Below are 24147 nucleotides of genomic sequence, written 5' to 3' on the forward strand. Positions count from 1 at the left end.
ATCTTCTCCGCTTGAGATTTTCGGCTAGCCTATGCGGGCTTGGGTGCCGGGTCTACCTTAACGAACGGGCCACCATGAATTTCCTCGTCAGGAAATGTCATTCGGTTTCGCGCGCGACCTCCCGCCAACCGATATCGCGGCGGCAGAAGCCGCTCGGGAAATCGAGCCTGTCGACCGCGGTATAGGCGCGTGCCTGCGCTTCGGTGACGCTTTTGCCCGTCGCGGTGACGTTGAGCACGCGGCCACCGGCGGCGACGATCACCCGATCCTCGCGAGCGGTGCCGGCGTGAAAGACGCGCACGCCGCCCGCTTCGGCATCGGCGATGCGGTGGATCGCGCCGCCCTTTTCGGGGGTACCCGGATAGCCCTTTGCCGCCATCACGACAGTCAGCGCATAGTCGTGCGAGAAAGCGGGCGCGTCGGCGGTGGCGACCGTTCCACTCGCGGCGGCGTGGAGCAGCGCGGCGAAATCGCCCTTGAAGCGCATCATCAGCACCTGGCATTCGGGATCGCCGAAGCGGCAATTATATTCGATCAGCTTCGGCCCTTCGTCGGTGAGCATCAGCCCCGCAAACAGCACGCCGACATAGGGCGTACCCTCTGCGGCGAGCGTCGCCACCGTCGGGCGGATGATGCGGTCCATGACTGCCGCTTCGAGTTCGGGCGTGAGGACGGGAGCAGGGCTGTACGCCCCCATGCCGCCGGTGTTCGGTCCGACATCGCCGTCGCCGACGCGCTTATGATCCTGCGCGCTGCCGAAGGCGATGACGTCCTTGCCGTCCGACAGCGCGAAGAAGCTTGCCTCCTCGCCGGTCATAAATTCCTCGATCACCACTTCGGCGCCCGCGCTGCCGAAGGCGCCATCGAACATGTCGTCGATCGCGGCCTCGGCCTCCTCGCGCGTTTCGGCGATGATCACGCCCTTGCCCGCGGCGAGGCCGTCGGCCTTGATCACGACGGGGATCGAAAAGCCCTCGAGCACCGCGAGCGCTTCTTCGGCGCTGGTGCAGCGGACATAGGCGGCGGTCGGGATCGACGCGCGCGCGCAGAGATCCTTGGTAAAGCCTTTCGAGCCTTCGAGCCGCGCGGCCGCGGCCGACGGGCCGAACGCCGGTATGCCGATCTCTGCAAGGCGGTCGGCGAGGCCGGCGACGAGGGGGGCTTCGGGGCCGACGACGACGAAGTCGATCGCATGAGCCTTTACGAAGGCGATCAGGCCGTCGATGTCGTCGACCGAAATCGGCACGCATTCGGCGTAGAGTTCGATCCCCGGGTTGCCCGGTGCGGCATAGAGCTTGGCGCAGCTTGGCGATTGTGCCAACTGCCAGCTGAGCGCATGTTCGCGGCCCCCCGAGCCCACCAGCAGGATATTCATGTCAGTCCCTTTTCCCGATACGGCGTCCGACGATGGCACCGAAGCGCGGCTGTTAGCCGAGGCAGCGCCGGGGGACAATGCGCCTGCCTTGTCGGTCAGCCAATTATCCGCGGCGATCAAGCGGACGGTCGAGGACGGCTTTGCGCGGGTCCGGGTAAGGGGCGAATTGTCGGGAACGAAACGGGCGGCGTCGGGGCATTTCTATGCCGCGTTGAAAGACGACAATGCGCTGATCGATATGGTGATGTGGAAGGGGCAGGCAGGGCGGCTGGCGTTCCGGCCCGAGGACGGGATCGAGGTGATCGCGACCGGCAAGCTCACCACTTATCCGGGGCGCTCCAAATATCAGCTCGTCGTCGATACGCTCGAGGTCGCGGGCGAGGGCGCGTTAATGCTCTTGTTCGAAAAGCTGAAGGCGCGGCTGGGCGCCGAGGGTCTGTTCGACCGCGAGCGCAAATATGACCGCCTGCCCTATCTGCCGCGCACGATCGGGGTCGTGACCTCGCCCACCGGGGCGGTGATCCGCGATATTCTCCACCGGCTCGCCGATCGCTGTCCGACGCATGTCATCGTCTGGCCGGTGCTGGTGCAGGGCGACGGTGCGGCGGCGCAGGTCGCGGGTGCCGTCCGCGGTTTCGACGCGATCGCGCCGGGTGGACCGGTGCCGCGGCCCGACCTCGTCATCGTTGCGCGCGGCGGCGGGTCGATCGAGGATCTGTGGGCGTTCAACGAAGAGGTGGTCGTGCGCGCGATCGCCGACTGCCGCATCCCGACGATCAGCGCGGTCGGGCACGAGACCGACGTGACGCTCGCCGATTATGCCGCCGACGTCCGCGCGCCGACCCCGACCGCGGCCGCCGAAATGGCGGTGCCGGTGCGCGCCGAGCTGATGTCGCAGCTCGCGACATGGAACGGGCGGATTATCGGCGCGGCGAACCGGCATCAGGCGCTGGCGGGCGAGCGGCTGACCGCGCTGGCGCGGCATTTGCCGAAGCGCGATGCGCTCTATGCGCCGCAGCGGCAGCGGCTCGACGATGCGGGCGACCGGCTCGACCGCAGCCAGCGGCATCGGCTGACGGTGATTTCGGAGCGGCTCGCGACGCGCGGCGCGGCGCTACGGCCCAGCCTGCTTGCGCGGCGTTGGGACCGCGACCGCGCGCTGCTCGAAGGGCTGGGGCGGTTGCTGACGTCGCTCGACCCGCGCGCCTTGCTGTCGCGCGGCTATGCGATGGTGCGCGACAAGGAGGGGACGATCGTCACGACCGCGGCGAAGGCACGCGCTGCCGGCCATCTGCAGCTGCAGTTCGCCGAGGGCGAAGTGCCGGTCGTTGTCGATGGCGGCGATGATGCTCCGCCCGCGCCCCGACCCGCGCGCAAAGCGCCGCCCGCGGAGCCTAGACGGGGGCAGGGCGAGCTTTTCTGAGCCTGGCGGGGGTGGCCGCGCGGCGCGATGCTGTTATAGTCGGGGCAATTATGGACCGCCGAATGGATAGAGAATCATGTTGATCGCCAGCCGCAACCGCCTCGCCCGCCTGCAATATGGACCGAACGGCTTTCGCGTCCTCGCGCCCGGCGATCATGTGCTGTGCGCGGTGAGCGGCGCGCCGATCGGGCTCGACGAGCTGCGTTACTGGTCGGTCGCGCGGCAGGAGCCCTACGCCACCGCCGAGATATCGGTGCAGGCCGAACTGGACGCCGCGCGCAAGGCATGAGGGTCGCGAAGGATTGGCGGCGGCATGGGGCGACGCTGGCGCTGCTGATCGTCGCCGCAGGCTGCGTTCCGCCCGCCGAGACCGAGGCGCGGCTCGCGCCGCGCGCCGAAGCTCCGCCCGTCACCGCGCCATCTGTGACTCCCGCTCCGCCGCGCGACCCCATTCGCGCAGACTTTACGTTGACCGGCCTCGCCGAACAGGGGGCGGTGATGGTCGGGCAGGTACCCAGCGATACCAGCGCGCTTACGCTCGATGGCAAGGCGATCCCTTTTGCCGCCGACGGGCGCTTCCTGATCGCGTTCGACCGCGATGCCGGGCCGGGCGCGCGGCTGGTCGCGACGTTGGCCGACGGGCGGTCGGTCGAGCGCGCGATCGCGGTCGCTCCGGGAAGCTGGCGGCTCGAACATATCAACGCGCCATGGCGCGGCAGCGCGTCGAGCGACGCCGATTTCGAGCGCCGCCGTCCCGCCGAACTCGCTGAGATCGCGGCAGCGCGCAACATGGAGGTCGCCTCCGACGGCTGGCGGCAGAAATTTCGCTGGCCGGTCACGGGGCGCTTGTCGGGCTTCTTCGGATCGCAGCGCGTCTATCAGGGCAAGCCCGGCACCTATCACAGCGGCACCGATGTCGCTGTGCCAGCCGGAACGCCGTTCGTGGCGCCGGCCGACGGGGTCGTCGTGCTGGCGGCGGCCGCGCCCTTTACCCTCGAAGGCAATCTGTTGATTGTCGACCATGGCATGGGGCTGTCGAGTGCCTTTCTCCATTGCCAGCGGCTCGACGTAAAGGTCGGCGACCGCGTCGTGCAGGGGCAGAAACTCGGGACGGTCGGGCGGACGGGACGCGCCACGGGGCCGCATATGCACTGGGGACTGAAGTGGCGCGATGCGCGGCTTGATCCGGGGAAACTCGCGGGGCCGAACGGCGGCTAGGCGTGTAACTTCGGTGGGCTGGCTTCGCTAGCTAAGTAATAAAATGTCTCGAATCCGGCGATGCCGCACATAGTGTTTCGCCGATTTCCCGATTTGTTGCAAATTCGTCACAATCGGTTTTGAAACGGCGGATTCCGCCGGTGAAACCCCTTTACTCGCCACAGACGACCCGCCATCCCCGGCGTATCGGGGTGGATTATGGGGGCGGTTCTTCGCTTGCATGATGGCGCCCGGGTATCCTGGGAACAGCAGTAAGGGGACTGCATTGTGAAGAAGATCATAGATTCGAAATTGAGACTGGGCGCGGCACCGCTGGTGCTGGGGCTCGCCCTCGTCTCGACGCCTGCCTTTGCGCAGGACGCCGCCGAAGAGGGCGCGTCGAGCCAACCTGAAATCGTCGTTACCGGCACGCTCATCCGCCGTCCCGACCTCACGATTTCGAGCCCGGTTACCGTCGTCGGAACCGAAGAAATCCAGTATAAGCAGCCGAACACGGCGGAAGATCTGCTCCGCGACCTGCCTTCGGTTCGCCCGGCGCTTGGCCCGGCAGTGAACAACGGCGGTGACGGCAGCTCGCAGGTCGACCTTCGCGGCCTGAACCAGGCCGGCTCCAACTCGTCGCAGCGCACGCTGGTGCTGCTCGACGGCCGCCGCATCGTGCCGTTCGGCCTCGACGGTTTCACCGACCTCAACAACATCCCGATCGCACTCGTCGAACGCGTCGACGTGCTGACCGGCGGTGCGTCGACCGTTTATGGTGCGGACGCCGTCGCCGGCGCGGTGAACTTCGTCACCAAGCGCAATTTCACGGGTCTCGACGCGTCGGCATCCTATCGTATCACCGAACGCGGCGACGGCCAGCAGTTCCGCGCCGACGTGGTGATGGGCGCCAGCTTCGACGATGATCGCGGTAACGTCGTCCTCGCGCTCGGCTACACCGACCGCAAGCCGGTCTTTTCGGTGGACCGCGAAGTCGGCCGTTTCCCGCGTTCGATCGCGAACGGCAATTTCCAGGGCGCTACGGCTGCGGTCCCGACGATCATTCAGGGTTCGCCGTCGAACGCCGCGCTGGGCCTTGCGGCCAGCGATTTCGGCGCTGCCTTCGATCCCGTGCTCGGCGTGTTCCGCCCGGCACTGCAGTCGGACACCTATAACACCAACGAATTCCAGTATGTTCAGGCACCGCTGGAACGCTTCAACGTTTACGCTCAGGCTCGCTATGAAATCAGCGACAATGTCGAAGCCTATGCCAGCGGCATGTTCACGCGCAACTCGGCGCGTATTCAGCTCGCCTCCACCGGCACGTTCAGCAATCCGTTCGTGATCCCGATCAGCAACGCCTATCTGCCGGTTGCCGCTCGCAATCAGCTTTGCGGCGCGATTGGCCTGACGGCGGCACAATGTACCGCTGCTGCGACGGCCACGTCGCGTACAGACCCCAACTATCGTGAAGTTGCGGCTTCGCCGGGTCGCCGTATCGTCGAATTCGGCGCACGCGGTAACCAGGTCGATTCGAACCAGTTCCAGATCCAGGGCGGTTTGCGCGGCAACATCACCGAGACGCTGCGGTACGACGTGTTCGGCCAATATGGTGAAACGACGCAGAATCAGACCCGCGAAAACTGGGGTTCCTATTCGCGTCTGCAGCAGGCCCTGTTGTCGCGTCGTGACGCGAACAACAATCCGGTCTGCTACGACACGAGCAACGGCTGCGTTCCGATCAACCTCTTCGGCCCGCTGGGTTCGATCAATTCGGACATGTTGAACTTCATCGACCTCGACGCGCAGATCCGTCGCGTGACGAAGCTGAGCGTCGTTGGCGCCAACATCTCGGGCGATTTGTTCGGGATTTCGAGCCCGTTCTCGGACAAGGCTGTCGCCTTCTCGCTGGGTGTCGAGCACCGCAACCTCTCGTCGCGCAGCAACCCGGACGCGCCGTCGCGGATCCAGAGCGAAGTTCTGGGTACGGGCGCACGCACGCCGGCGGACTTCGGCCGCATCACGGTGAAGGAAATCTTCGGCGAACTGATCGTTCCGATCGTCGAGGACAAGCCCTTCTTCTATGATCTGTCGCTCGAAGCTGGCCTTCGTTATTCGGATTACAACACCACCGGCACGTCGACGACGTGGAAGGCCGGCGGTAGCTGGGAACCGGTACGGGGCTACAAGATCCGCGGCATGTACCAGGTCGCGGCGCGTTCGCCCAACATCCAGGAACTGTTCCAGTCGCCGGTTACGGGGCTGAACAACCTGGGTACCGATCCGTGTCAGGCAAGCCAGCTTGGCGTGCCCGGGTCGCCGACGGCGAACCCGCAGCTTGCAGCACTCTGCCAGTACACCGGTGCGCCGGCTGCTTCGATCGGCAACATCTCGTCGCCGACCTCGGGTCAGATCAACGCGACGACTTCGGGCAATCCCAACCTCGATGTCGAACGGGCCAAGACCTGGACGCTGGGCGTGGTGCTCCAGCCGTCCTTCGTGCCGAGCCTCGCCCTCACCGTCGATTATTTCAACATCAAGGTGAAGGATGCGATCAGCAACCCGGCTGCCGGCGATATTCTGAACGGTTGCTATTCGACCGCGCTGAATCCGAGCCAGACGCCGAATGCGTTCTGCGATCTGATCAAGCGTAGCCCGAACAACGGGTCGCTCAACGGCGCTGGCGAAACCCCGGGGGTTATCCTGGCGGGTTCGAACCTCGGCCAGATCGAAACGGCAGGTATCGACCTTGGTCTGACCTATCGTCTTGACCTCGGTGAAGACAGCGGTCTGCGGTTCAGCTTCAACGGCACGTGGCTCGACTATTACCACTTCCAGGCAACGCCGAACGCGATCAATCGCGACTGCACGGGCTACTACAGCACCAACTGCACCAACCCGCGCGCCGAATGGAAATGGAACAGCCGCCTGACCTACTCGAACGGACCGTTCGATATCTCGCTGATGTGGAATCACATCTCGAGCGTGCGTCTGGAACCCGCTGCCCTGCCGGCAGGCCAGCGTCCGGCGTTGGATGTCCCGCAGACCGCGGGTCCGAATCCGGCGAATATCTTTGACGCCTACGAACGCATCAAGGCCTATGATTATTTCGATCTGACGGTCGCGGCGGAAGTGAACGAGAATTTCACGTTCACCTTTGGCGTCGAAAACCTGTTCGACAAGAAGCCGCCGGTGGTGGGCGCGACGATCGGTGGTACGGCATTCAACAATGCCAACACCTTCCCGTCGCTCTATGACACGATCGGACGGAGCTATTCGGTCACGACGCGTCTCAAGTTCTGAGGCACTCGAACTGAAAAAAATCGGGGGGCGGGCCTTGGGTCCGCCCCCTTTTTTTATCGAGCATCGGCTGAGATGATTATAGGCTGTCCGCCATGTCTTTCCCGGTTCAATCCCCTGAACAAGCCATCGATCTGGCGCTCGACGCGCGCGACGCCGGACGCGGCGAAGACGCGTTGCCGCTGTTAAAAGCGGTGATCGCCGAGCATCCGCGCAATCCACGCCTGTGGCAGACCCTGGGTGTGCTCCATCGCGCGCTCAATGACAGTGCGGCCGCCGTCAAGGCTTTCACCGAAGCGGCGCGGCTGACACCTGCCGATCTGAAACCCGTCTATGGCGTCGCGCAGGCTAGCCTCGAGGCCGGCCGGCCGGCAACGGCGCTGTTCGAGCGCGCCCGCGCACTGGCGCCCGGCGACGGTTCGCTACTGCTCGGCCGCGCGGCGGCGCAAATTGCCGAGGGGCATGCCGACGAAGCCATAAACGGGCTCGCCGACATCGTCCGGAACAATCCTTTGTGGTTCGACGGTCAGGCGACGCTGGCGCGGCTGCGGTGGCTGGCGGGGGATCTGGACGGGTTCGCCGACGGCTATCGGCAAGCGCTGACCGGGATGCCGCAATCGGCGGCGCTCTGGAGCGAGCTTGTCAATCTGCTGATACATGTCGAGCGTTACGCCGACGCCGCGGCGGCGATCGGACAAGCGCAAGCGGCAATCGATACGCCGGACGCACTGATGCCGCTCGAGGCGGCCTGTGCGGCGGAACTCGGCGAGACGGACCGGGCCGACCGATTATTCGCGGCGCTTGCCGGCCGAGCCGACATCGGCATCGTCGAACGCCACCTTCGTCACTTGCTGCGTACCCGGCGCGCCGATGCGGCGGCGGCGCTCGCCGAACGCTGGCGCGATCATGCCGAGGCGAACCGTATCTGGCCCTATGTCTCGCTGGCGTGGCGCCTGACGGGTGACGATCGGATCGACTGGCTGGAGGGCGACCCGGCGTTGATCGGCGTCGTCGACCTTGATGTTGCCGATCTTCTCGTCCCGCTCGCCGAGCGTCTCCGTGCGTTGCACCGTGCCAAGGCGGCGCCGCTCGGCCAGTCGGTGCGCGGCGGCACCCAGACCGACGGGCCGCTTTTTGCGCGCGAGGAGCCCGAAATCCGCAAGCTGCGCGCCGCCATCGTCGATGCGGTGCGGGGCCATGTCGGCGGCATCGGACCGCGCGATGCCGCGCACCCGACGCGGCGGCACGTCGGTCGCAGCTTCGGCTTTTCGGGGTCCTGGTCGGTGCGACTGACCGGCGCCGGCCATCACAGCAACCATATCCATCCGCAAGGCTGGATCAGTTCCGCCTTCTATGTCGCGCTACCGCCGCCGGCGGACATGGGGCCCGAGCCGGCAGGCTGGCTGCAACTGGGGGCACCGCCGCACGAGCTCGGACTCGATCTGCCTGCGTATCGCACGATCGAGCCGGTGGCGGGACGGTTGATATTATTCCCCTCGACGATGTGGCACGGCACCTTGCCCTTCGCTGCGGGTGAGCGGTTGACCGTCGCCTTCGACGTCGCGGCGGCCGGATAGCGCCCAGATCGCCCACCCGACCCCTAAAGATCGAGCCGTTTTCGCGGCCTGATGGCGCCGATAACTCCGTTTCGGTTGCTCTTTGCCATCTGTTGCAATTCAGACACAATCGCTGCGCAAACGACACAAATGACAGGAAATTGCTTTACTCGGCCAGTATCGGGGATCATTCCGCAAGCATCCGGGGCGTTTAGTGTGACGATATTTGCCGTCGGAACACGCGCGCCCTTGGTAACGGAACCATCAGTAGCAAGGGACTGCACTGTGAAAACCACCAACATCACGAAATTGAAGATCGGCGTTGCGCCGTTCGTTCTCGGTATCGGCCTTCTCGCAAGTGCCGCGCCAGCCATGGCGCAGGACACGACTGCGGAAGACAATGCCGGCGCCGAAGAGACGATCGTCGTCACCGGTTCGCGTATCCCGCAGGCCAATCTTGAATCGGCCGCCCCCGTCACCGTTGTCACCAGCGAAGACATCAAGCTGCAGGGCACGACCCGCGTCGAAGACATGCTGAATTCGCTGCCTTCGGTGTTCGCCAGCCAGTCGTCGACCGCCGCAAACGGCGCTGACGGCACGGCAACGGTCGACCTTCGCGGCCTCGGCACCACGCGTACCCTCGCGCTGGTCAACGGCCGCCGCCTGCTGCCGGGCGACCCCAGCCCCGGAAGCGGTTCGGCCGCCGACATCAACATGATCCCGGCCTCGCTGCTGAAGAATGTTCAGGTTCTGACCGGCGGCGCTTCGGCGACCTATGGTGCGGACGCGGTCGCGGGCGTCGTTAACTTCGTGATGGATACCGATTTCACCGGTTTCCGCCTCGACGGCCAGTATAGCGTCTTCCAGCACACCAATCGCAACAAGCTGACCCCGCCGATCCTCGATGCGCGCGGCTTCGGCTATCCGACCTCGAGCGTCGTCGATGGCGGCACGGTCGACCTGACCGCGACCTTCGGCGCCGCCTTCGACGACGGCCGCGGCCACATCGTCGCCTATGCCGGCTACCGCAAGGCGAAGGCCGTGCTTCAGTCGAACCGCGACTATAGCGCCTGTACGATCCAGAACACGGGTGGCGGTGTTCCGAACTGCGGCGGCTCGCTGACCAACGCCACGGGCACGGCGATCCTGTTCGACCCGACGCTCAACACGGCGTCGTCGACGGTCTACAGCTTCCTGCCGGGCGGCGGCTTCGAAAACACCACCTCGCGGTACAATTTCGCGCCGACGAACCACTTCCAGCGTCCCGACGAACGCTACACGGCCGGCCTGTTCGCGAATTATGAGATCAACGAGTCGATCAAGCCGTACATGGAGTTCATGTTCATGGACGACCGCACGGTCGCCCAGATCGCTCCGTCGGGCAACTTCGGCAACACGCTGACGATCAACTGCGACAACGCGCTGATGTCGGCCGCCCAGCGCGCCGTCATTTGCGCCAATCCGAACCTGATCAACGGCTATATCGGCAATTTCCCGACCGCCATCGCGGCGCCGTACAACACGATCGCCAACGGAGCGCCCGGACCGGGCGCGCCGGCGCTGGTGTTCACCGACTCGCTCGGCAACACCTATAATCAGGGCTTCCTCCAGGTTCTGCGCCGCAACGTCGAAGGCGGTCCGCGTCAGAGCGATCTGCAGCACACCAACTTCCGCGGCGTGATCGGTGCGAAGGGCGACCTCGGCAAGGCCTGGTCGTATGACGCCTATTATCAATATGGCCGTTCGAACTACACCCAGGTCTATTCGAACGAATTCTCGGTCGCCCGCCTCGGCCGCGCGCTGAACGTCATCGACGATCCGCGCACCGCTGCGTTCGATCCGGTTTGCCGTTCGGTCATCGACGGCAGCGATCCGACCTGCGTTCCTTATAACATCTTCAACGGAGCCGGCGGCGCAAGCCCCGAATCGATCGCCTATCTGTCGGCGACCGGTTTCCAGAAGGGGTATACGTCGGAACAGGTCGCCAACGTGTCGTTCACCGGCCTGCTCGGCGAATATGGCATGACCTTGCCGTGGGCGCAGGATGGCATCAGCGCGAACATCGGTTTCGAATGGCGCAAGGAATCGCTCGACCTCAAGACCGACAATGCGTTCAGCACGGGCGATCTGACCGGTCAGGGCGGTGCGACGCTGCCGCTGTCGGGCAGCTTCCGCGTCTATGAATTCTTCGCCGAAACGCAGGTTCCGTTGGTGCAGGAAAGCTTCATCTACGACCTGACCTTCAGCGGTGGCTATCGCAAGTCGTGGTACGAGACGAGCGCCGACCGGAAATATGACACCGACACCTACAAGCTGCAGCTTGAACTGGCGCCGGTTCGCGATATCCGGTTCCGCGGCCAGTATAACCGTGCGGTCCGCGCCCCGAACATTCAGGAACTGTTCTCGACGCCGACCGTCGGCCTGAACGGTGCGAGCGATCCGTGCGCAGGCCGCACGATCACCGCGACCGATTATGGCTGTATCGCGCAGGGCCTTGCCGTCGGGCAGGGCACGACCGCGAACCCGGCTGGTCAGTATAACGGTCTTCTGGGCGGCAACCCCGACCTGAAGCCCGAAACGGCGACGACCAAGACGCTGGGCGTCATCCTGCAGCCCGGCTTCCTGCCGCGCTTCTCGCTGACGGTCGACTGGTTCGACATCAAGCTCAAGAATGCGATCCAGCCGCCGGCGCAGGATGCGATCCTCAAGGATTGTACCCTCAACGCCACGGCGACCTCGACGCCCTTCTCGTGCAGCCTCATCTTCCGCGACCCTGCCGGGTCGCTGTGGCTGACCCCGGGCGGCTATGTCGACAATATCCCGTCGAACCTTGGCCGCGTCCACACGAGCGGTGTCGAAATCAACAGCGCGTACAGCCAGGAAATTGGCGACCTCGGCACGCTGTCGTTCAACTTCGTCGGCACCTATCTCGACAAGTATAAGGTCGATAACGGCATCACCGCGCCTTACGACTGCGCCGGACTTTATGGCCCGGTCTGCAGCTCGGGCGGCACGACCGCCGGTGGTTCGATGCTGCCGAAATGGCGCCACAAGCTGCGCTCGACCTTCCAGTTCGCGGACGGTGTCGGCGTTTCGTTCCAGTGGCGCTTCATCGGCAAGGTCAAGGCCGAGACCACCAGCGCCAGCCAGTCGCTGAACGCTGATCCGGACTCGATCTTCGATCCGGGCGCGCGCATCAAGTCGTACAGCTTCTTCGACCTGACGACGACGTTCAACGTCTCGGACAATTACACCTTCCGTCTGGGCGTCAACAATCTGTTCGACAAGCAGCCGCCGCTGGTGACGTCGGGCAATGCGGGCGTCGATGGTTCGAACCTGTGTCCGACGGGTCCGTGCAACGGCAACACCTATCCGGCGACCTATGACGCGCTGGGCCGTTACTTGTTCGCAGGCTTCACGCTGGACTTTTAAGGTCGGCATTTAACCCTAAGATGGGGCGGCTGGTCATGCGACCCGCCGCCCCTTTTTTTGATTCGACGGATGATGAAGATGCTCGATCCCAAGACCGCCGATGTGCTGCGCCAGGCGGTCGGGGCCGCGCAATCGGGCGATGCGGCGCGCGCGCGCCAGCTTGCGGAAGGCGCGCTGGAGGCGGGCGGGGACCGGACAGCGCTCAACGCGTTTCTCGGCATGTTGCTTGCCCGGTCGAACGATCTTGCGGGCGCCGTCCGGCACTTGCAGGCGGCACACGCCGAGCGGCCGGCCGATACGACGATCGCGTGCAACCTGATCGCAGTGTTGATCGACAAGGGTGACCTCGGCGATGCGCTGGTGATCGCCACCGTCGATCTGGCGCGCAGCGATCCGACGCTGCGGATCGCGCGGTATCGCGGCTTTGTGGCGCAGTCGCTCGAACGCTTCGACGAAGCCGTCGAGGCTTATGAGCAGGTCGTCGCGCGCGAACCCGATGATTTCGAAAGCTGGAACAATCTGGGCAACGCCCGGTCGGCGACGGGCGATTTGGACGGCAGCGTCGCGGCGCTTGAAAAGGCGATGGCGCTGAACCCGCTGGCGCCGCCGACGCGCCTCAACCTCGCGGTGGCGCTGCGATCGGTGGGCCGCGCCGAAGAGGCAGAAACCCTGCTGCGCAAGACGGCCGAAGAATTTCCGAATGACGCGCGCGCGCTCCACGAACTTTATGTGCAGTACAAGAAGGAAGGCCGCCAGGATGAGGCGATGGCAGCGCTGGAAGGCGCACTCGCACGCGATCCGGTCAACGCCAACCTCCAGCTGAAATTCGGCGTCGAATGCGGGCTGGTGAACCGGATCGAAGAGGCCGAACAGGCCTTTCGCAAGGTGTTGGAAATCGACCCGGCGGTTGTCGACGCCTATCTTGGCCTGACCGTCCAGTACGAGCATAGCAACCGTGAGGACGAATTTGCGCCGCTCATCGCATTGGCGGAAGCCAATGGTATCGATGATGGCGCGCTCGCCTTCATGCGCGCTTTCGAATATCGCCGCGCCAAGCGGTTCGAGGACGCGCTCGAAAGCCTCGCGCTCGTACCATCGGGGGTCGAACTCGAACGGACGACGCATCTGCGCGGGCAGATTCTCGACCGGCTCGGCCGTATCGACGAGGCTTTCGCAGCCTTCAGCGAAACCAATCGCCTGCATCAGCAATCGGCAACCGACCCGCTGCAACGCTCGGCCGAACTGCGCGCGCAGGTGCGCGGCGACCTAGAACTGATGACTCCCGCGTGGGCGGCGAGTTGGCCCGCGATCGAGACCGTGCGCGACCATCCCGATCCGGTATTCCTGCTCGGTTTTCCGCGATCGGGAACCACCTTGCTCGATACGATCCTGATGGGGCATCCCGATACGGCCGTGCTCGAAGAGCAGCCGCCGCTGAACCTGACCGACAAGCGGATTGGTGGAACTTCGGCGATCCCGGGGCTCGACGCCGCGGCAGTCGCCGATGCGCGCCGTTTCTATTTCGAGGAAATTGCGAAGGTCGCGCCCACCCCGCTGGCGCCCGGGCGCATGCTCGTCGACAAGTCGCCGCTGTTCCTGACGAAGGCGGTGCTGATCCAGCGGTTGTTTCCGAACGCACGCTTCATCCTTGCGCTCCGCCATCCGTGCGACGTGCTGCTGAGCTGTTTCATGAGCAATTTCCGGCTCAACAATGCGATGTCGAACTTCCTGCGGCTCGAAGACGCCGCGGACTTCTATGACCTTGCCTTTTCACACTGGGAGCGCGCGCGCGAATTGTTCGGATTGAATGTCCACACGATCGTGTACGAGCGGTTGATCGAGGATGTCGGGGCCGAAGTGCGGCCGCTGTTCGATTTTCTCGGGCTCGAATGGCGCGACGAAGTGCTCGACCATCAGGCGACCGCGAAGAAGCGCGGGCTGATCACCACCGCGAGCTATGCGCAGGTCGTCGAGCCGATCTACAAGCGCGCCGCCGGGCGGTGGGAAGGCTATCGCGCGCATCTCGAGCCGATCCTGCCGGTCCTGCGTCCGTGGGTCGAGAAATTCGGATACAGCCTGTGAGCGACGAACGCGCCGCGCTGATCGCCGCGGCCGACCGCGCGCTGGCGGCGCAGGATCTGGCGCGTGCGGCGGCGTTGCTCGAGGAGGCGCTGTCCTCGGGCGAGGATTTTTCGGTGTTGCTGCGGCTCGCAGGTGTCCAGCGCGCAGCCGGCCGTCCACGCTTCGCGCTCGCCGCGGTTCACCGCGCGCTCGCGCTCGCGCCGCTCGACTTTACCGCTCTGATGATGCGCGCCAGTCTGCTCGACCGGATCGGCGATCCGGGCGCCGGCGAGGCATGGGGGCATGCGATCGCACAGCGGCCGGACGAGGCGCTGCCGCCGCAACTGGCCCAGGTTCTTGCTGAAGGCGAACGAAAATATGCGGCCTGGCTCGACGCGAAGGATGCGCGCTGGAGCGAGCTGACGGGCGATGCCGAGGCGCGCGCCGATGCCGGCGAGCGCGACCGTATCGCGCGCTTCCGCAGCAACGCCCTGCGCCGCACGCGGCCCTATCATAGCGAACCGACCCATTTTCATTTTCCGGGTCTGCGCGAGCGCGAATTCCACCCACGCAGCCTGTTCCCATGGCTGGCGGACATCGAGGCGGCGACCGATACGATCGCGGACGAACTCGACGCGGTGATGAATGCCGAGCGCGCCGAGCTTGTGCCCTATGTGCAATATGCGGCGCACCAGCCGCTCGACCAATGGCGCACGCTCAATCACAATCCCGACTGGACCGCGATCCACCTGATGCGTGGCGGCCGGCGAATCGAGGCCAATGCGCGCCATTGCCCGGCGACGCTCGCGCTGATCGAGGGGGTCGCGCAGCCGGTGATCGCCGGCGCATCGCCCAATGTCATGTTTTCGCTGCTCGCGCCGGGCACCGCGATTCCGCCGCATGTCGGTTATAATAATGCGCGGCTTGTCTGCCATCTGCCGCTGGTCGTGCCCGCGGGATGCTGGTTCCGCGTCGGCGCCGAAACCCGCGAATGGCGGCGCGGCGCGGCGTTCGTGTTCGACGATACGATCGAGCATGAAGCGATGAACCCGAGCGACCGGTTGCGCGTCGTCCTGATCTTCGACCTGTGGCATCCCGACCTGACCCCGGTCGAACGCGAAGCGGTCGCGGCGCTGATCGGCAGCGATGCGAACCAGCTTCCGGAGAATGCGTGAATTTTGCGGCGCGGCTTGCCGCCGTCCGTGCCGGGCAGGCCGATGGCGACAGCCTGGGCCAGCTTGCCAGCCTTGCGCTCGACGAGGGCGAAGAGGCGGCGGCGCTGCCCATGCTTATTGCAGCCGCCAAGGCGAGCGGTGGCGCGCGCTTCTGGCAATGGACGGGCTTGCTGCACCGCGGGCTCGACGAGCATGAGGCGGCGCTTGCGGCTTTCGACGAGGCGGCGCAGCGCGCGCCGGAAGACGCGGGCATTGCGCACGGCCGCGCCCGCGTCGCTTTCGAGGCCGGGCTTGACGCGGTTTCGCTTTTCGAGGCGGCCGAGCGGCTGGGGCCGCCGAATGGCGATGTGCTGATCGGTCTGGCGGCGGCGCGCTGGGCGGCGGGGCAGGGCGATGCGGCCGAAGCCGCGCTCGACGCGATTGTCGCACAGGTGCCGCTGTGGATGCAGGGACATGCGCAGCTCGCGCAATTGCGCGCGCTGATGGGGCGGCGCAACGGGGCGACCGCGTCGTTCGAGCGTGCGCTTGCGCAGGAGCCGGCGTCGGTCGCGCTCTGGCGCGGATTGCTCGATCTGCACCTGCGCAACGAGGACCATGCCGCGCAGGCGGCTGTCGCCGAGCGCGCCGAGGCGGCCGGGGTGCCCGCTGCCGAGCTGGCCGATCATGCGGCGATCGCTGCCGCCGAACTGGGGCAGGCCGATCGCGCGGACCGTTTGTTCGAAACACTGCCGGACGCCGCGATGCGTCTCGCGGTGCGGATATGGCGCGTGCGGCACCTTCTTCGCACCGGCCGATTTGCGCAGGCGTGGCCGCTGATCGATGCCGAAATCGAAGCGGGCGGCGCGCGGCGCGCGGCGATCTGGCCCTATGCGTTGCTGCTGTGGCGCGATCGGGGCGATCCGCGATATGACTGGCTGGTCGGTAACCCGGACCTTGTGCGCGAATTCGACCTGCGCGACCGCCTGCCGCCACTTGGCGAGCTGGCGGCGCATCTCCGCTCGCTCCATGTTGCGCGCAGCGAATATCTCGACCAGTCGGTGCGGGGGGGGACGCAGACCGACGGCCCGCTGTTCAGCCGTGTCGATCCGCTGATCCGGACGCTGCGCACGGCGGTCGTCGAGGCGGTCGACGCCTATGTCGCGGCACTGCCGGCGCCCGATGCCGCGCATCCGTTGCTGGGGCCGCCACGCGACCGCCGCCGCCGCTTTGCCGGTAGCTGGTCGGTCCGACTGCGCGGCTCCGGCTATCACGCCAATCACGTTCATCCGCAAGGCTGGGTGAGTTCGGCGCTTTATGTGGCCTTGCCCGAAAGGCGCCCCGCCGATGCGCCCGATGCGGGCTGGCTGACATTGGGCGAACCGCAGGATACGCTCGGGCTCGATCTGGCGCCGATCAGGCGCGTCGAACCCAAGCCGGGGCGGCTGGTGTTGTTTCCATCGTGGCTATGGCACGGAACCCGGCCGTTTGCCGAAGGCGAACGGCTCACGGTCGCCTTCGACGTGGCGGTGCCGCGTTGAACAGCGCGAATCCGCCGTTCATCGAAAAGGCTTGGCCGCCCGGAGAGGAGGGCATAAACATGGATTATCAGATGATATTGAGGGCGTTTGCCATGCTTTCTGTTCGTTCCCTGTCGCTAGCCGCATTGCTCGGCTGTTCGATGATGATGTCGGTCGCAAGCCAAGCGGCCGATCCCGATACCGCTTCCTCGACCCCCGCCACCGCTGCGGCGCCCGCCGCGACCGCGTCGGGCAAAGGCAAAAAGAAAGCCGATCCGAACGAGGTTGTTTGCCGGAAAGAGGACGTGCTGGGCAGCCGCCTCCGGTCGCAACGCATCTGCATGACGCGGAGCGAATGGGCCGAAGCGAACCGCCAGCAGCGCAGCGAGGTCGAACGCCGGCAGGTTCAGCGCGGTTCGGTGACGCGATAGCGCCCCGACCCGCTGGCCGGCGCGATCATTGCGACGCCAGCTTCAGCGCCCCATCGCCTTCGTCGACCCTGATCGTCGAGCCGTCTTTGACCTCGCCCTTCAGGATCAGGTCGGCGAGCGGGTCCTGCAGATATTTCTGCACCGCGCGCTTCAGCGGCCGTGCGCCGTACACCGGATCATAGCCGACACGGCCGAGCCATGCGCGCGCAGCGTCGGTGAGGTCGAGCGTCACCTTGCGATCGGTGAGCAATTTCTGCACCCGTGCGACCTGAATATCGACGATGCCGCCCATATGCTGCTGCGCGAGGCGGTTGAAGAGCACGATCTCGTCGAGCCGGTTCAGGAACTCGGGCCGGAAATGCCCGCGCACCACTTCCATGACGGCGGGCTCGGCCTGTTCGACCGGCGCATCGTCGGGCAGCGCGGCGATCGCCTGGCTGCCGAGGTTCGATGTCAGGATGATCAGCGTGTTGGTGAAGTCGACCGTGCGGCCCTGCCCATCGGTCAGGCGCCCGTCGTCGAGCACCTGGAGCAGGATGTTGAACACGTCCGCATGCGCCTTTTCGACCTCGTCGAACAACACGACCTGATAGGGTCGGCGGCGTACCGCCTCGGTCAGCGTGCCGCCTTCTTCATAGCCGACATAGCCCGGAGGTGCGCCTACGAGCCGCGCGACGCTGTGCTTTTCCATGAATTCGGACATGTCGATGCGAACCATCGCATTGTCGTCGTCGAACAGGAAGCGTGCGAGCGCCTTGGTCAGCTCGGTCTTGCCGACCCCCGTGGGGCCGAGGAACAGGAAGCTGCCGAGCGGGCGGTTCGGATCCTGAAGCCCCGCGCGGGCGCGGCGGACGGCGGTCGAGACGGCGCGGACGGCGTCGTCCTGCCCGATGACGCGCTTTTCGAGCGTCGCTTCCATGCCGAGAAGCTTCTCGCGCTCGCCTTCCATCATCCGGTCGACGGGGATGCCGGTCCATTTGCTGACCACCGCGGCGATGTCGTCGGCGGTGACTTCCTCGCGCAGCATGGCGTTACCGGCAGCCGCCTGGGCTTCCTCGAGCCTTTTTTCGAGGCCGGGGATGGTGCCGTAGCTTAGCTCGCCCGCCTTCGCGAGGTCGCCGGCGCGCTGCGCCTGATCGAGCGCCGAACGCGCCGCGTCCAGCTCTTCCTTGATCTTCGCTTCGGCGTGGATCTTGTCCTTTTCGGCCTGCCATTTCTGGGTGAGGCCCGCCGATTGCTGCTCGAGGTTCGCGAGTTCGGCCTGCAGGTTTGCGAGCCGGTCCTTCGACGCGGCGTCGCTTTCCTTGCCGAGCGCCGATTCCTCGATCTTCATCTGGATGATGCGGCGGTCGAGGCCCTCGATTTCCTCTGGCTTCGATTCGACCTCCATGCGGATACGGCTCGCGGCCTCGTCCATCAGGTCGATCGCCTTGTCGGGCAGGAAGCGGTCGGAGATATAGCGGTTCGATAGCGTAGCCGCGGCGACGATCGCGCCGTCGGTGATCCGTACACCGTGATGCAGCTCGTATTTTTCCTTGATCCCGCGCAGGATCGAGATCGAATCCTCGACCGTCGGTTCGCCGACGAAGACGGGCTGGAAGCGCCGCTGGAGCGCGGGGTCTTTTTCGACATGCTTGCGATATTCGTCGAGCGTCGTCGCGCCGATGCAGTGGAGTTCGCCGCGCGCGAGGGCGGGCTTCAAGAGGTTCGACGCGTCCATCGCGCCCTCGCCCTTGCCCGCGCCGACGAGCGTGTGCATCTCGTCGATGAACAGGATGATCTCGCCCTCGGCGGCCTTCACATCGTCGAGCACGCCCTTCAGGCGCTCCTCGAATTCGCCGCGATATTTGGCACCGGCGATCAGCGCGCCCATGTCGAGCGACAACAGGCGGCGGTCCTTCAGGCTGTCGGGCACGTCGCCGTTGACGATGCGCAGCGCGAGCCCTTCGGCGATCGCGGTCTTGCCGACGCCGGGTTCGCCGATCAGCACGGGGTTGTTCTTGGTCCGGCGCGCGAGGATCTGGATCGTACGGCGGATTTCCTCGTCGCGGCCGATGACCGGGTCGAGCTTGCCCTCGCGCGCGACTTCGGTGAGGTCGCGGGCGAATTTCTTGAGCGCTTCGTAACGATCTTCGGCTGAGGCGGTATCCGCGCTGCGGCCGCCGCGCAGGTCGTTGATCGCGGTATTGAGCGCGTCGGCCTTCACGCCGGCATCGGCGAACGCCTTGCCGACCGGGGTGGTCGTCGAAAGTACCATCGCGAGCAGCAGCCGCTCGACGGTGACATAGCCGTCGCCCGCCTTGCTCGCGACCTGTTCGGCCTGGTCAAGCAGGCGCACGGCGTCATTGTCGAGGCCCGGCGTTTGCTGTGCGCCCGATCCCGACACAGCGGGAACCTTGGCGAGCAGCCCGTCGAGGCCCTGCACCGCGCGCGGGGCGTCGCCGCCGCTTTTCGCGATCAGGCCCGCGGCCATGCCCTCACTGTCTTCGAGCAGCGCTTTCGCGATATGCTCGGGCGAAATCCGCTGATGGTTCATGCGGATCGCGATCGTCTGCGCCGCCTGCAAAAAGCCCTTGGCGCGGTCGGTAAATTTTTCGAGGTTCATTCAGAAAGCCCCTTTCTCGCCGAGCAAGATAGTGTTGCCTTTGTGCAACACAAGGGGAGTCTCGAAGGTTCCTCTCTGTTTCAGCGGAGCTGAAACAGAGGCGGCACCGGCCCGCTCCCCCACCCGACCTCCCAACAGCGTATCCTGAAATGGGAGGCCGGGTGGGGGAGCGGGCTGGTGCCGCTTCGATGTTCGTCGAAAAACTCTATTCGCTCCGTGCGAACTGGTCGAGCAGGCGCACGCCGAAGCCCGTCATGCCCTTGGGAGCGAGCGCGCCCGCCTTCTCCGAACGGTTGACCCCGGCGATGTCGAGATGCGCCCACGGGGTCGCCTCGTCGACGAAGAAGCCGATGAAATGGGCGCCGAGGCTCGCGCCGGGGCCCTGTCCGGTCGCCGAGTTGCGGATATCGGCGATATCCGATTTCATCCGCTCGGCATAATCCTTGTGGAGCGGCAGGCGCCAGACTTCCTCGCCGCTTGTGGTGCCAGCGGCGGTCAGGCGCGCCGCAAGCGCCTCGTCGCGCGCGAAGAGACCCGCATAGCTGTTGTCGAGCGCACCGACGACCGCGCCGGTCAGCGTCGCGATGTTGACGATCGCCTTGGGCTTGTAAGCCTTGGCGACATATTCATTCGCATCGGCGAGGACGAGGCGCCCCTCGGCGTCGGCGTTGACCATCTCGATCGTCTTGCCCGACATGGTCCGCGTGACGTCGCCCGGACGCTGCGCATTGCCGTCGGGCATATTCTCGGCCAGCGCCGCGACGCCGACAACATGCACCGGCGCGCGCGATTTGGCGAGCGACACGACCGCGCCGATTGCCGAGGCGGCGCCCGACATATCGCCCTTCATATTGCCCATGCCTGCGCCGGGTTTCAGCGACAGGCCGCCCGAATCGAAGGTGATGCCCTTGCCGACAAAGGCGGTCGGTGCGTCGGGCGCGTTCGCGCCGCGATAGCGCACCAGCAGCAGGCGCGATCCGCGCGGGCTGCCCTGGCCGACGCCGACGAGCGTCCCCATGCCGAGCTTGCGCATCGCCGCTTCGTCGAGCACTTCGATGCTGACGCCCGCAACGCCGGCGAAAGCCTTGCGCGCCTCGGCAACGAAGGTCTCGGGATAGATGACGTTTGCGGGTTCGTTCGCGAGGTCGCGCGACAGGCGCACGCCATCGGCAAGCGGCTTCCAGCGATTGGCGAAGACGGCCTCGGCGGCCGACGCATTCGCCCCGACGACCGTCACCGCGCCGGTCGGCGGCGCCTTTTTGCCAACGGTCTGATAGCGGTCGAATCGATATTGGCCGAGCGCGACGCCATAAGCGACGTCGGCGGCCGAGACATCGCCGAACGCGCCTGCGATCGCCACCGGCTGCGCTTCGCTCTTGAGTTCCTGCACCGCCTTGCCGCCGGCCTCGGCAAGCGCGAGCGACGAAGGTGCCGCGCCCGCACCGACAAGCAGGATGCGCGGATGCGCACCGATGCCCCGCAACGACAATGTCGACCCGGCCTTGCCGTCGAACGCGGCGGATGCCACCGCGGCGGAGATCGCCTGACGCTCGGCCGTGCTTAGCGCCACGCCGTCGAGCGGCGGCAGCGTGGCGTCGGTCATCACGATAACGAGGGCTGCGCCTGCGGGAGCGTTTGCGGCAAAACCGATTGTGCGCTCGGCGCTGTTGCCGGCAGTCGCCGGAACGACGCCCGATCCGGCGATGTCCTGTGCCATCGCGGCGGGCGCGAGCGTGAGCGACAGGCAGGCGGACAGGAGCAGGCTTTTCATGCGCATGGTTCGATATTCCCCGTTGTTCAATGACCTGACCCTGCATAGCCGGACGCGGCGCGTCCGCAAATCCGGCTCGACGAACGACAGTCGCTTGCCATCGGACGACATGGCGGTCACATAGCCCTGCGAGGCAAACCGTAAGAGGACCAACGATGCTGCGACGGATTTTCCTGGGTCTCCTGTTGCTGCTGGCGCTGACGGCTGCCTCGCTCGCTTTCTGGGAACCGCTGACCGCCGAGGCGCCCGCTGCGCCCGCGTTCAAGCCCACCGACGTCCGGATCGCGCGCGACAAGTTCGGCGTGCCGCATATCTTCGGCAAGACCGACGCCGACGTAGCCTATGGCGTCGCCTATGCCCATGCCGAGGATGATTTTTCGACCCTGCAGGAAGTGCTCGCGATGACGCGCGGCCGCGCGGGCGCGATGCTCGGCGAGGACGGCGCGAAGATCGATTATGCCGAGGCGCTGCTGGGTGTTCGCGCAACGACCGCGCGCGACTGGCCGCGCTTGCCCGCCGATGTGAAGGCGCTCTTCACGGCCTATGCCGCGGGACTCAACCATTATGCCGACAAGCATCCCGATGAGGTGCGACTGTCGGGGCTGTTCCCGGTGACCGGCGAGGATGTCGTCGCGGGCTTCGTGCTGCGCTCGCCCTTTTTCTTCGGGCTCGATTCGGTGCTGGGGTCGCTCGTCGAGGACAAGGCGCTGGCGCGCGAGGGCGGCCCGGCGCTCGATGCGACCGGCAAGCTCGTCCCGCGCGAACTCACCCCGGTCGGCCGTGACCCGGCCGATAATGGATCGAACGGCATGGCGGTCGCGCCCGCGCGCTCGACCGACGGCGCGACGCGGCTCGTCTCCAACTCGCACCAGCCGTGGACGGGCGGTGTCGCCTGGTACGAGCTGGTCGTTCATAGCCAGGAGGGATGGGATTTCGCGGGCGCGAACTTCCCCGGCTCGCCTTACCCCTTCCTCGGCCACAACAAATATCTCGGCTGGACGAACACGGTGAACCGGCCCGATCTGATCGATGTTTACAAGCTGACCTTTGATGAGAGCGGCAAGAAATATCGCTTCGACGGGGCATGGCGGCCGCTCGAGGAAAAGCGCATCTGGCTGAAGGTCAAGGTCGGGCCGTTTGTGCTGCCGGTGCCGCGCACCATTTATCGCTCGGTCCATGGGCCGGTGGTGAAGAATGAGAAGGGTGCCTTCGCGATCCGTTATGCGGGGATCGATCAGGCGAATATGGTCACCCAATATTACCGGCTGAACAAAGCGAAGAGTTTTGCCGAGTGGCGCGCGGCGATGGCGGGACAGGGCGTGCCCGCGACCAATTTCATTTACGCCGATGCCAAGGGCAATATCGGGCTCTTCTATAATGCGATGTTCCCCGACCGGCCGGCCGGGTTCAACTGGCGCGGCGTGCTGCCCGGCGATACATCGGCGGACCTGTGGACGAAGACTTTGCCCTTCGACCGGGTGCCGGCGCTGGTCAATCCGCGCTCGGGCTATGTGATGAATGCGAACAACACGCCGTGGGTCGCGGCGGGTCCGGGCGACGAACTCGATGCTGCGGCTTTCTCGCCGCTGCTCGGGATCGAGGACGATATGACCAACCGCGCGACGCGGCTGATCGAACTGTTCGAGGCGTCGGGGCAGATCGACGAAGCGCGGCTGAAGACGATCAAATATGACACCGCCTATGCCAAAACGGGTTATGCCAAGGCGTGGATTGACCGGTTGCTCGCGCTCGACACGAAGGGCGATCCCGCACTGGCCGAAGCGCAGAAGTTGCTGCGCGAATGGGACTGGAATCTCGATGGCCGGGGCAAGGGCGATGCGCTGGCGCTGATGGTGCTGCGCCCTGCCAACGGCAGCCACTACCAGCGCCGCGCGGCACCCGATCCGCGGACCGTGCTGAAAGAGACCGTCGCGCATCTGCAGGAGCATTTTAACGGGCTCGATCCCAAGCTCGGGACGGTCTTGCGGTTGCGGCACGGCGAGGGGGCGTCGCGCGTCGACCTGCCGCTCGACGGCGGTAACGATACGGTGCGCGCCTCGACATTGTGGGATGCCGAACCCGACGGACGGCTGAAGGTGCGCCATGGCGACAGCTTCATCATGTTCGTGACCTGGGACAAGGATGGCCGCGTCCGGTCGGAATCGATCCAGCCGTTCGGGTCGGCGACAACGCGCCCCGAAAGCCCGCATTATAATGATCAGGCGCCGCTGTTCGTCGCGCACAAGCTGAAGCCCGTGCTGTTCGACCCGGCGGCCTTGAAGGCGAGCGGCGTGCGATTCTATCGGCCTTGAAAGGCCGAAGGCG

Annotated in this window: 14 protein-coding genes; 11 read left to right on the forward strand and 3 right to left on the reverse strand. The window is 65.7% G+C overall.

What is annotated here, in order from left to right; all coding sequences use genetic code 11:
• Positions 1 to 97 precede the first annotated feature (97 nt).
• A complete protein-coding gene (gene purD, locus BLW56_RS08800) occupies positions 98 to 1375 on the reverse strand; it encodes a phosphoribosylamine--glycine ligase (protein ID WP_093510155.1) in 1278 nt (425 codons plus the stop codon).
• Here purD and xseA point away from each other — a divergent pair.
• The 10 genes from xseA to BLW56_RS08850 all read left to right on the forward strand — a co-directional run bounded on the left by xseA (position 1374) and on the right by BLW56_RS08850 (position 17446).
• The gene (gene xseA, locus BLW56_RS08805; RefSeq protein ID WP_093510156.1) at positions 1374 to 2798 is read left to right on the forward strand and encodes an exodeoxyribonuclease VII large subunit; all 1425 of its coding nucleotides are present in this window, start codon (positions 1374 to 1376) and stop codon (positions 2796 to 2798) included. The two genes, purD and xseA, sit on opposite strands and share 2 nt — an antisense overlap.
• Positions 2799 to 2874: 76 nt before the next feature.
• A complete protein-coding gene (locus BLW56_RS08810; protein WP_039576993.1) occupies positions 2875 to 3087 on the forward strand; it encodes a DUF2093 domain-containing protein in 213 nt (70 codons plus the stop codon).
• The gene (locus BLW56_RS08815; RefSeq protein ID WP_093510157.1) at positions 3084 to 4016 is read left to right on the forward strand and encodes a M23 family metallopeptidase; all 933 of its coding nucleotides are present in this window, start codon (positions 3084 to 3086) and stop codon (positions 4014 to 4016) included. The genes BLW56_RS08810 and BLW56_RS08815 overlap by 4 nt, the downstream gene beginning before the upstream one ends.
• Positions 4017 to 4283: 267 nt before the next feature.
• Positions 4284 to 7298 carry a TonB-dependent receptor domain-containing protein gene (locus BLW56_RS08820; protein WP_256203359.1) on the forward strand — a complete coding sequence of 1005 codons (3015 nt, stop codon included), beginning with the start codon at positions 4284 to 4286 and terminating at the stop codon, positions 7296 to 7298.
• Positions 7299 to 7390: 92 nt separating this feature from the next.
• The gene (locus tag BLW56_RS08825) at positions 7391 to 8872 is read left to right on the forward strand and encodes a 2OG-Fe(II) oxygenase family protein (RefSeq protein WP_093510158.1); all 1482 of its coding nucleotides are present in this window, start codon (positions 7391 to 7393) and stop codon (positions 8870 to 8872) included.
• A 264-nt stretch (positions 8873 to 9136) separates the two neighbouring features.
• The gene (locus BLW56_RS08830; protein WP_256203360.1) at positions 9137 to 12283 is read left to right on the forward strand and encodes a TonB-dependent receptor domain-containing protein; all 3147 of its coding nucleotides are present in this window, start codon (positions 9137 to 9139) and stop codon (positions 12281 to 12283) included.
• 72 nt (positions 12284 to 12355) lie between these two features.
• Positions 12356 to 14365 (forward strand): tetratricopeptide repeat-containing sulfotransferase family protein, encoded by a 2010-nt coding sequence (locus BLW56_RS08835; protein ID WP_177175886.1) that lies wholly within the window; start codon positions 12356 to 12358, stop codon positions 14363 to 14365.
• Complete coding sequence (locus BLW56_RS08840) at positions 14362 to 15519, forward strand: aspartyl/asparaginyl beta-hydroxylase domain-containing protein (protein WP_177175732.1); 1158 nt, start codon at positions 14362 to 14364, stop codon at positions 15517 to 15519. Before BLW56_RS08835 ends, BLW56_RS08840 begins: the two co-directional genes overlap by 4 nt.
• Positions 15516 to 17036, forward strand: coding sequence for a 2OG-Fe(II) oxygenase family protein (locus BLW56_RS08845; RefSeq protein ID WP_256203361.1), 1521 nt, complete (start codon positions 15516 to 15518; stop codon positions 17034 to 17036). Before BLW56_RS08840 ends, BLW56_RS08845 begins: the two co-directional genes overlap by 4 nt.
• Positions 17037 to 17128: 92 nt before the next feature.
• Complete coding sequence (locus BLW56_RS08850; protein WP_143043417.1) at positions 17129 to 17446, forward strand: hypothetical protein; 318 nt, start codon at positions 17129 to 17131, stop codon at positions 17444 to 17446.
• A gap of 25 nt (positions 17447 to 17471) precedes the next feature.
• Here the strand turns inward: BLW56_RS08850 and clpB are convergent, their stop codons facing one another.
• Positions 17472 to 20051, reverse strand: a complete 2580-nt coding sequence (clpB, locus tag BLW56_RS08855; protein WP_093510162.1) for an ATP-dependent chaperone ClpB — start codon at positions 20049 to 20051, stop codon at positions 17472 to 17474.
• Positions 20052 to 20256: 205 nt separating this feature from the next.
• Entirely contained in the window at positions 20257 to 21822 is a 1566-nt protein-coding gene (locus tag BLW56_RS08860) for a leucyl aminopeptidase (protein WP_093510876.1), read from the reverse strand.
• Between the two features lie 155 nt (positions 21823 to 21977).
• On the opposite strand from BLW56_RS08860, the gene BLW56_RS08865 reads away from it, so the two are divergent.
• Positions 21978 to 24134: an acylase gene (locus tag BLW56_RS08865; RefSeq protein WP_177175887.1), complete on the forward strand. Its 2157-nt coding sequence runs from the start codon at positions 21978 to 21980 to the stop codon at positions 24132 to 24134.
• The last annotated feature ends 13 nt before the right edge of the window (positions 24135 to 24147 follow it).

This window comes from Sphingopyxis sp. YR583 (genome assembly GCF_900108295.1).
Lineage (GTDB): Bacteria > Pseudomonadota > Alphaproteobacteria > Sphingomonadales > Sphingomonadaceae > Sphingopyxis.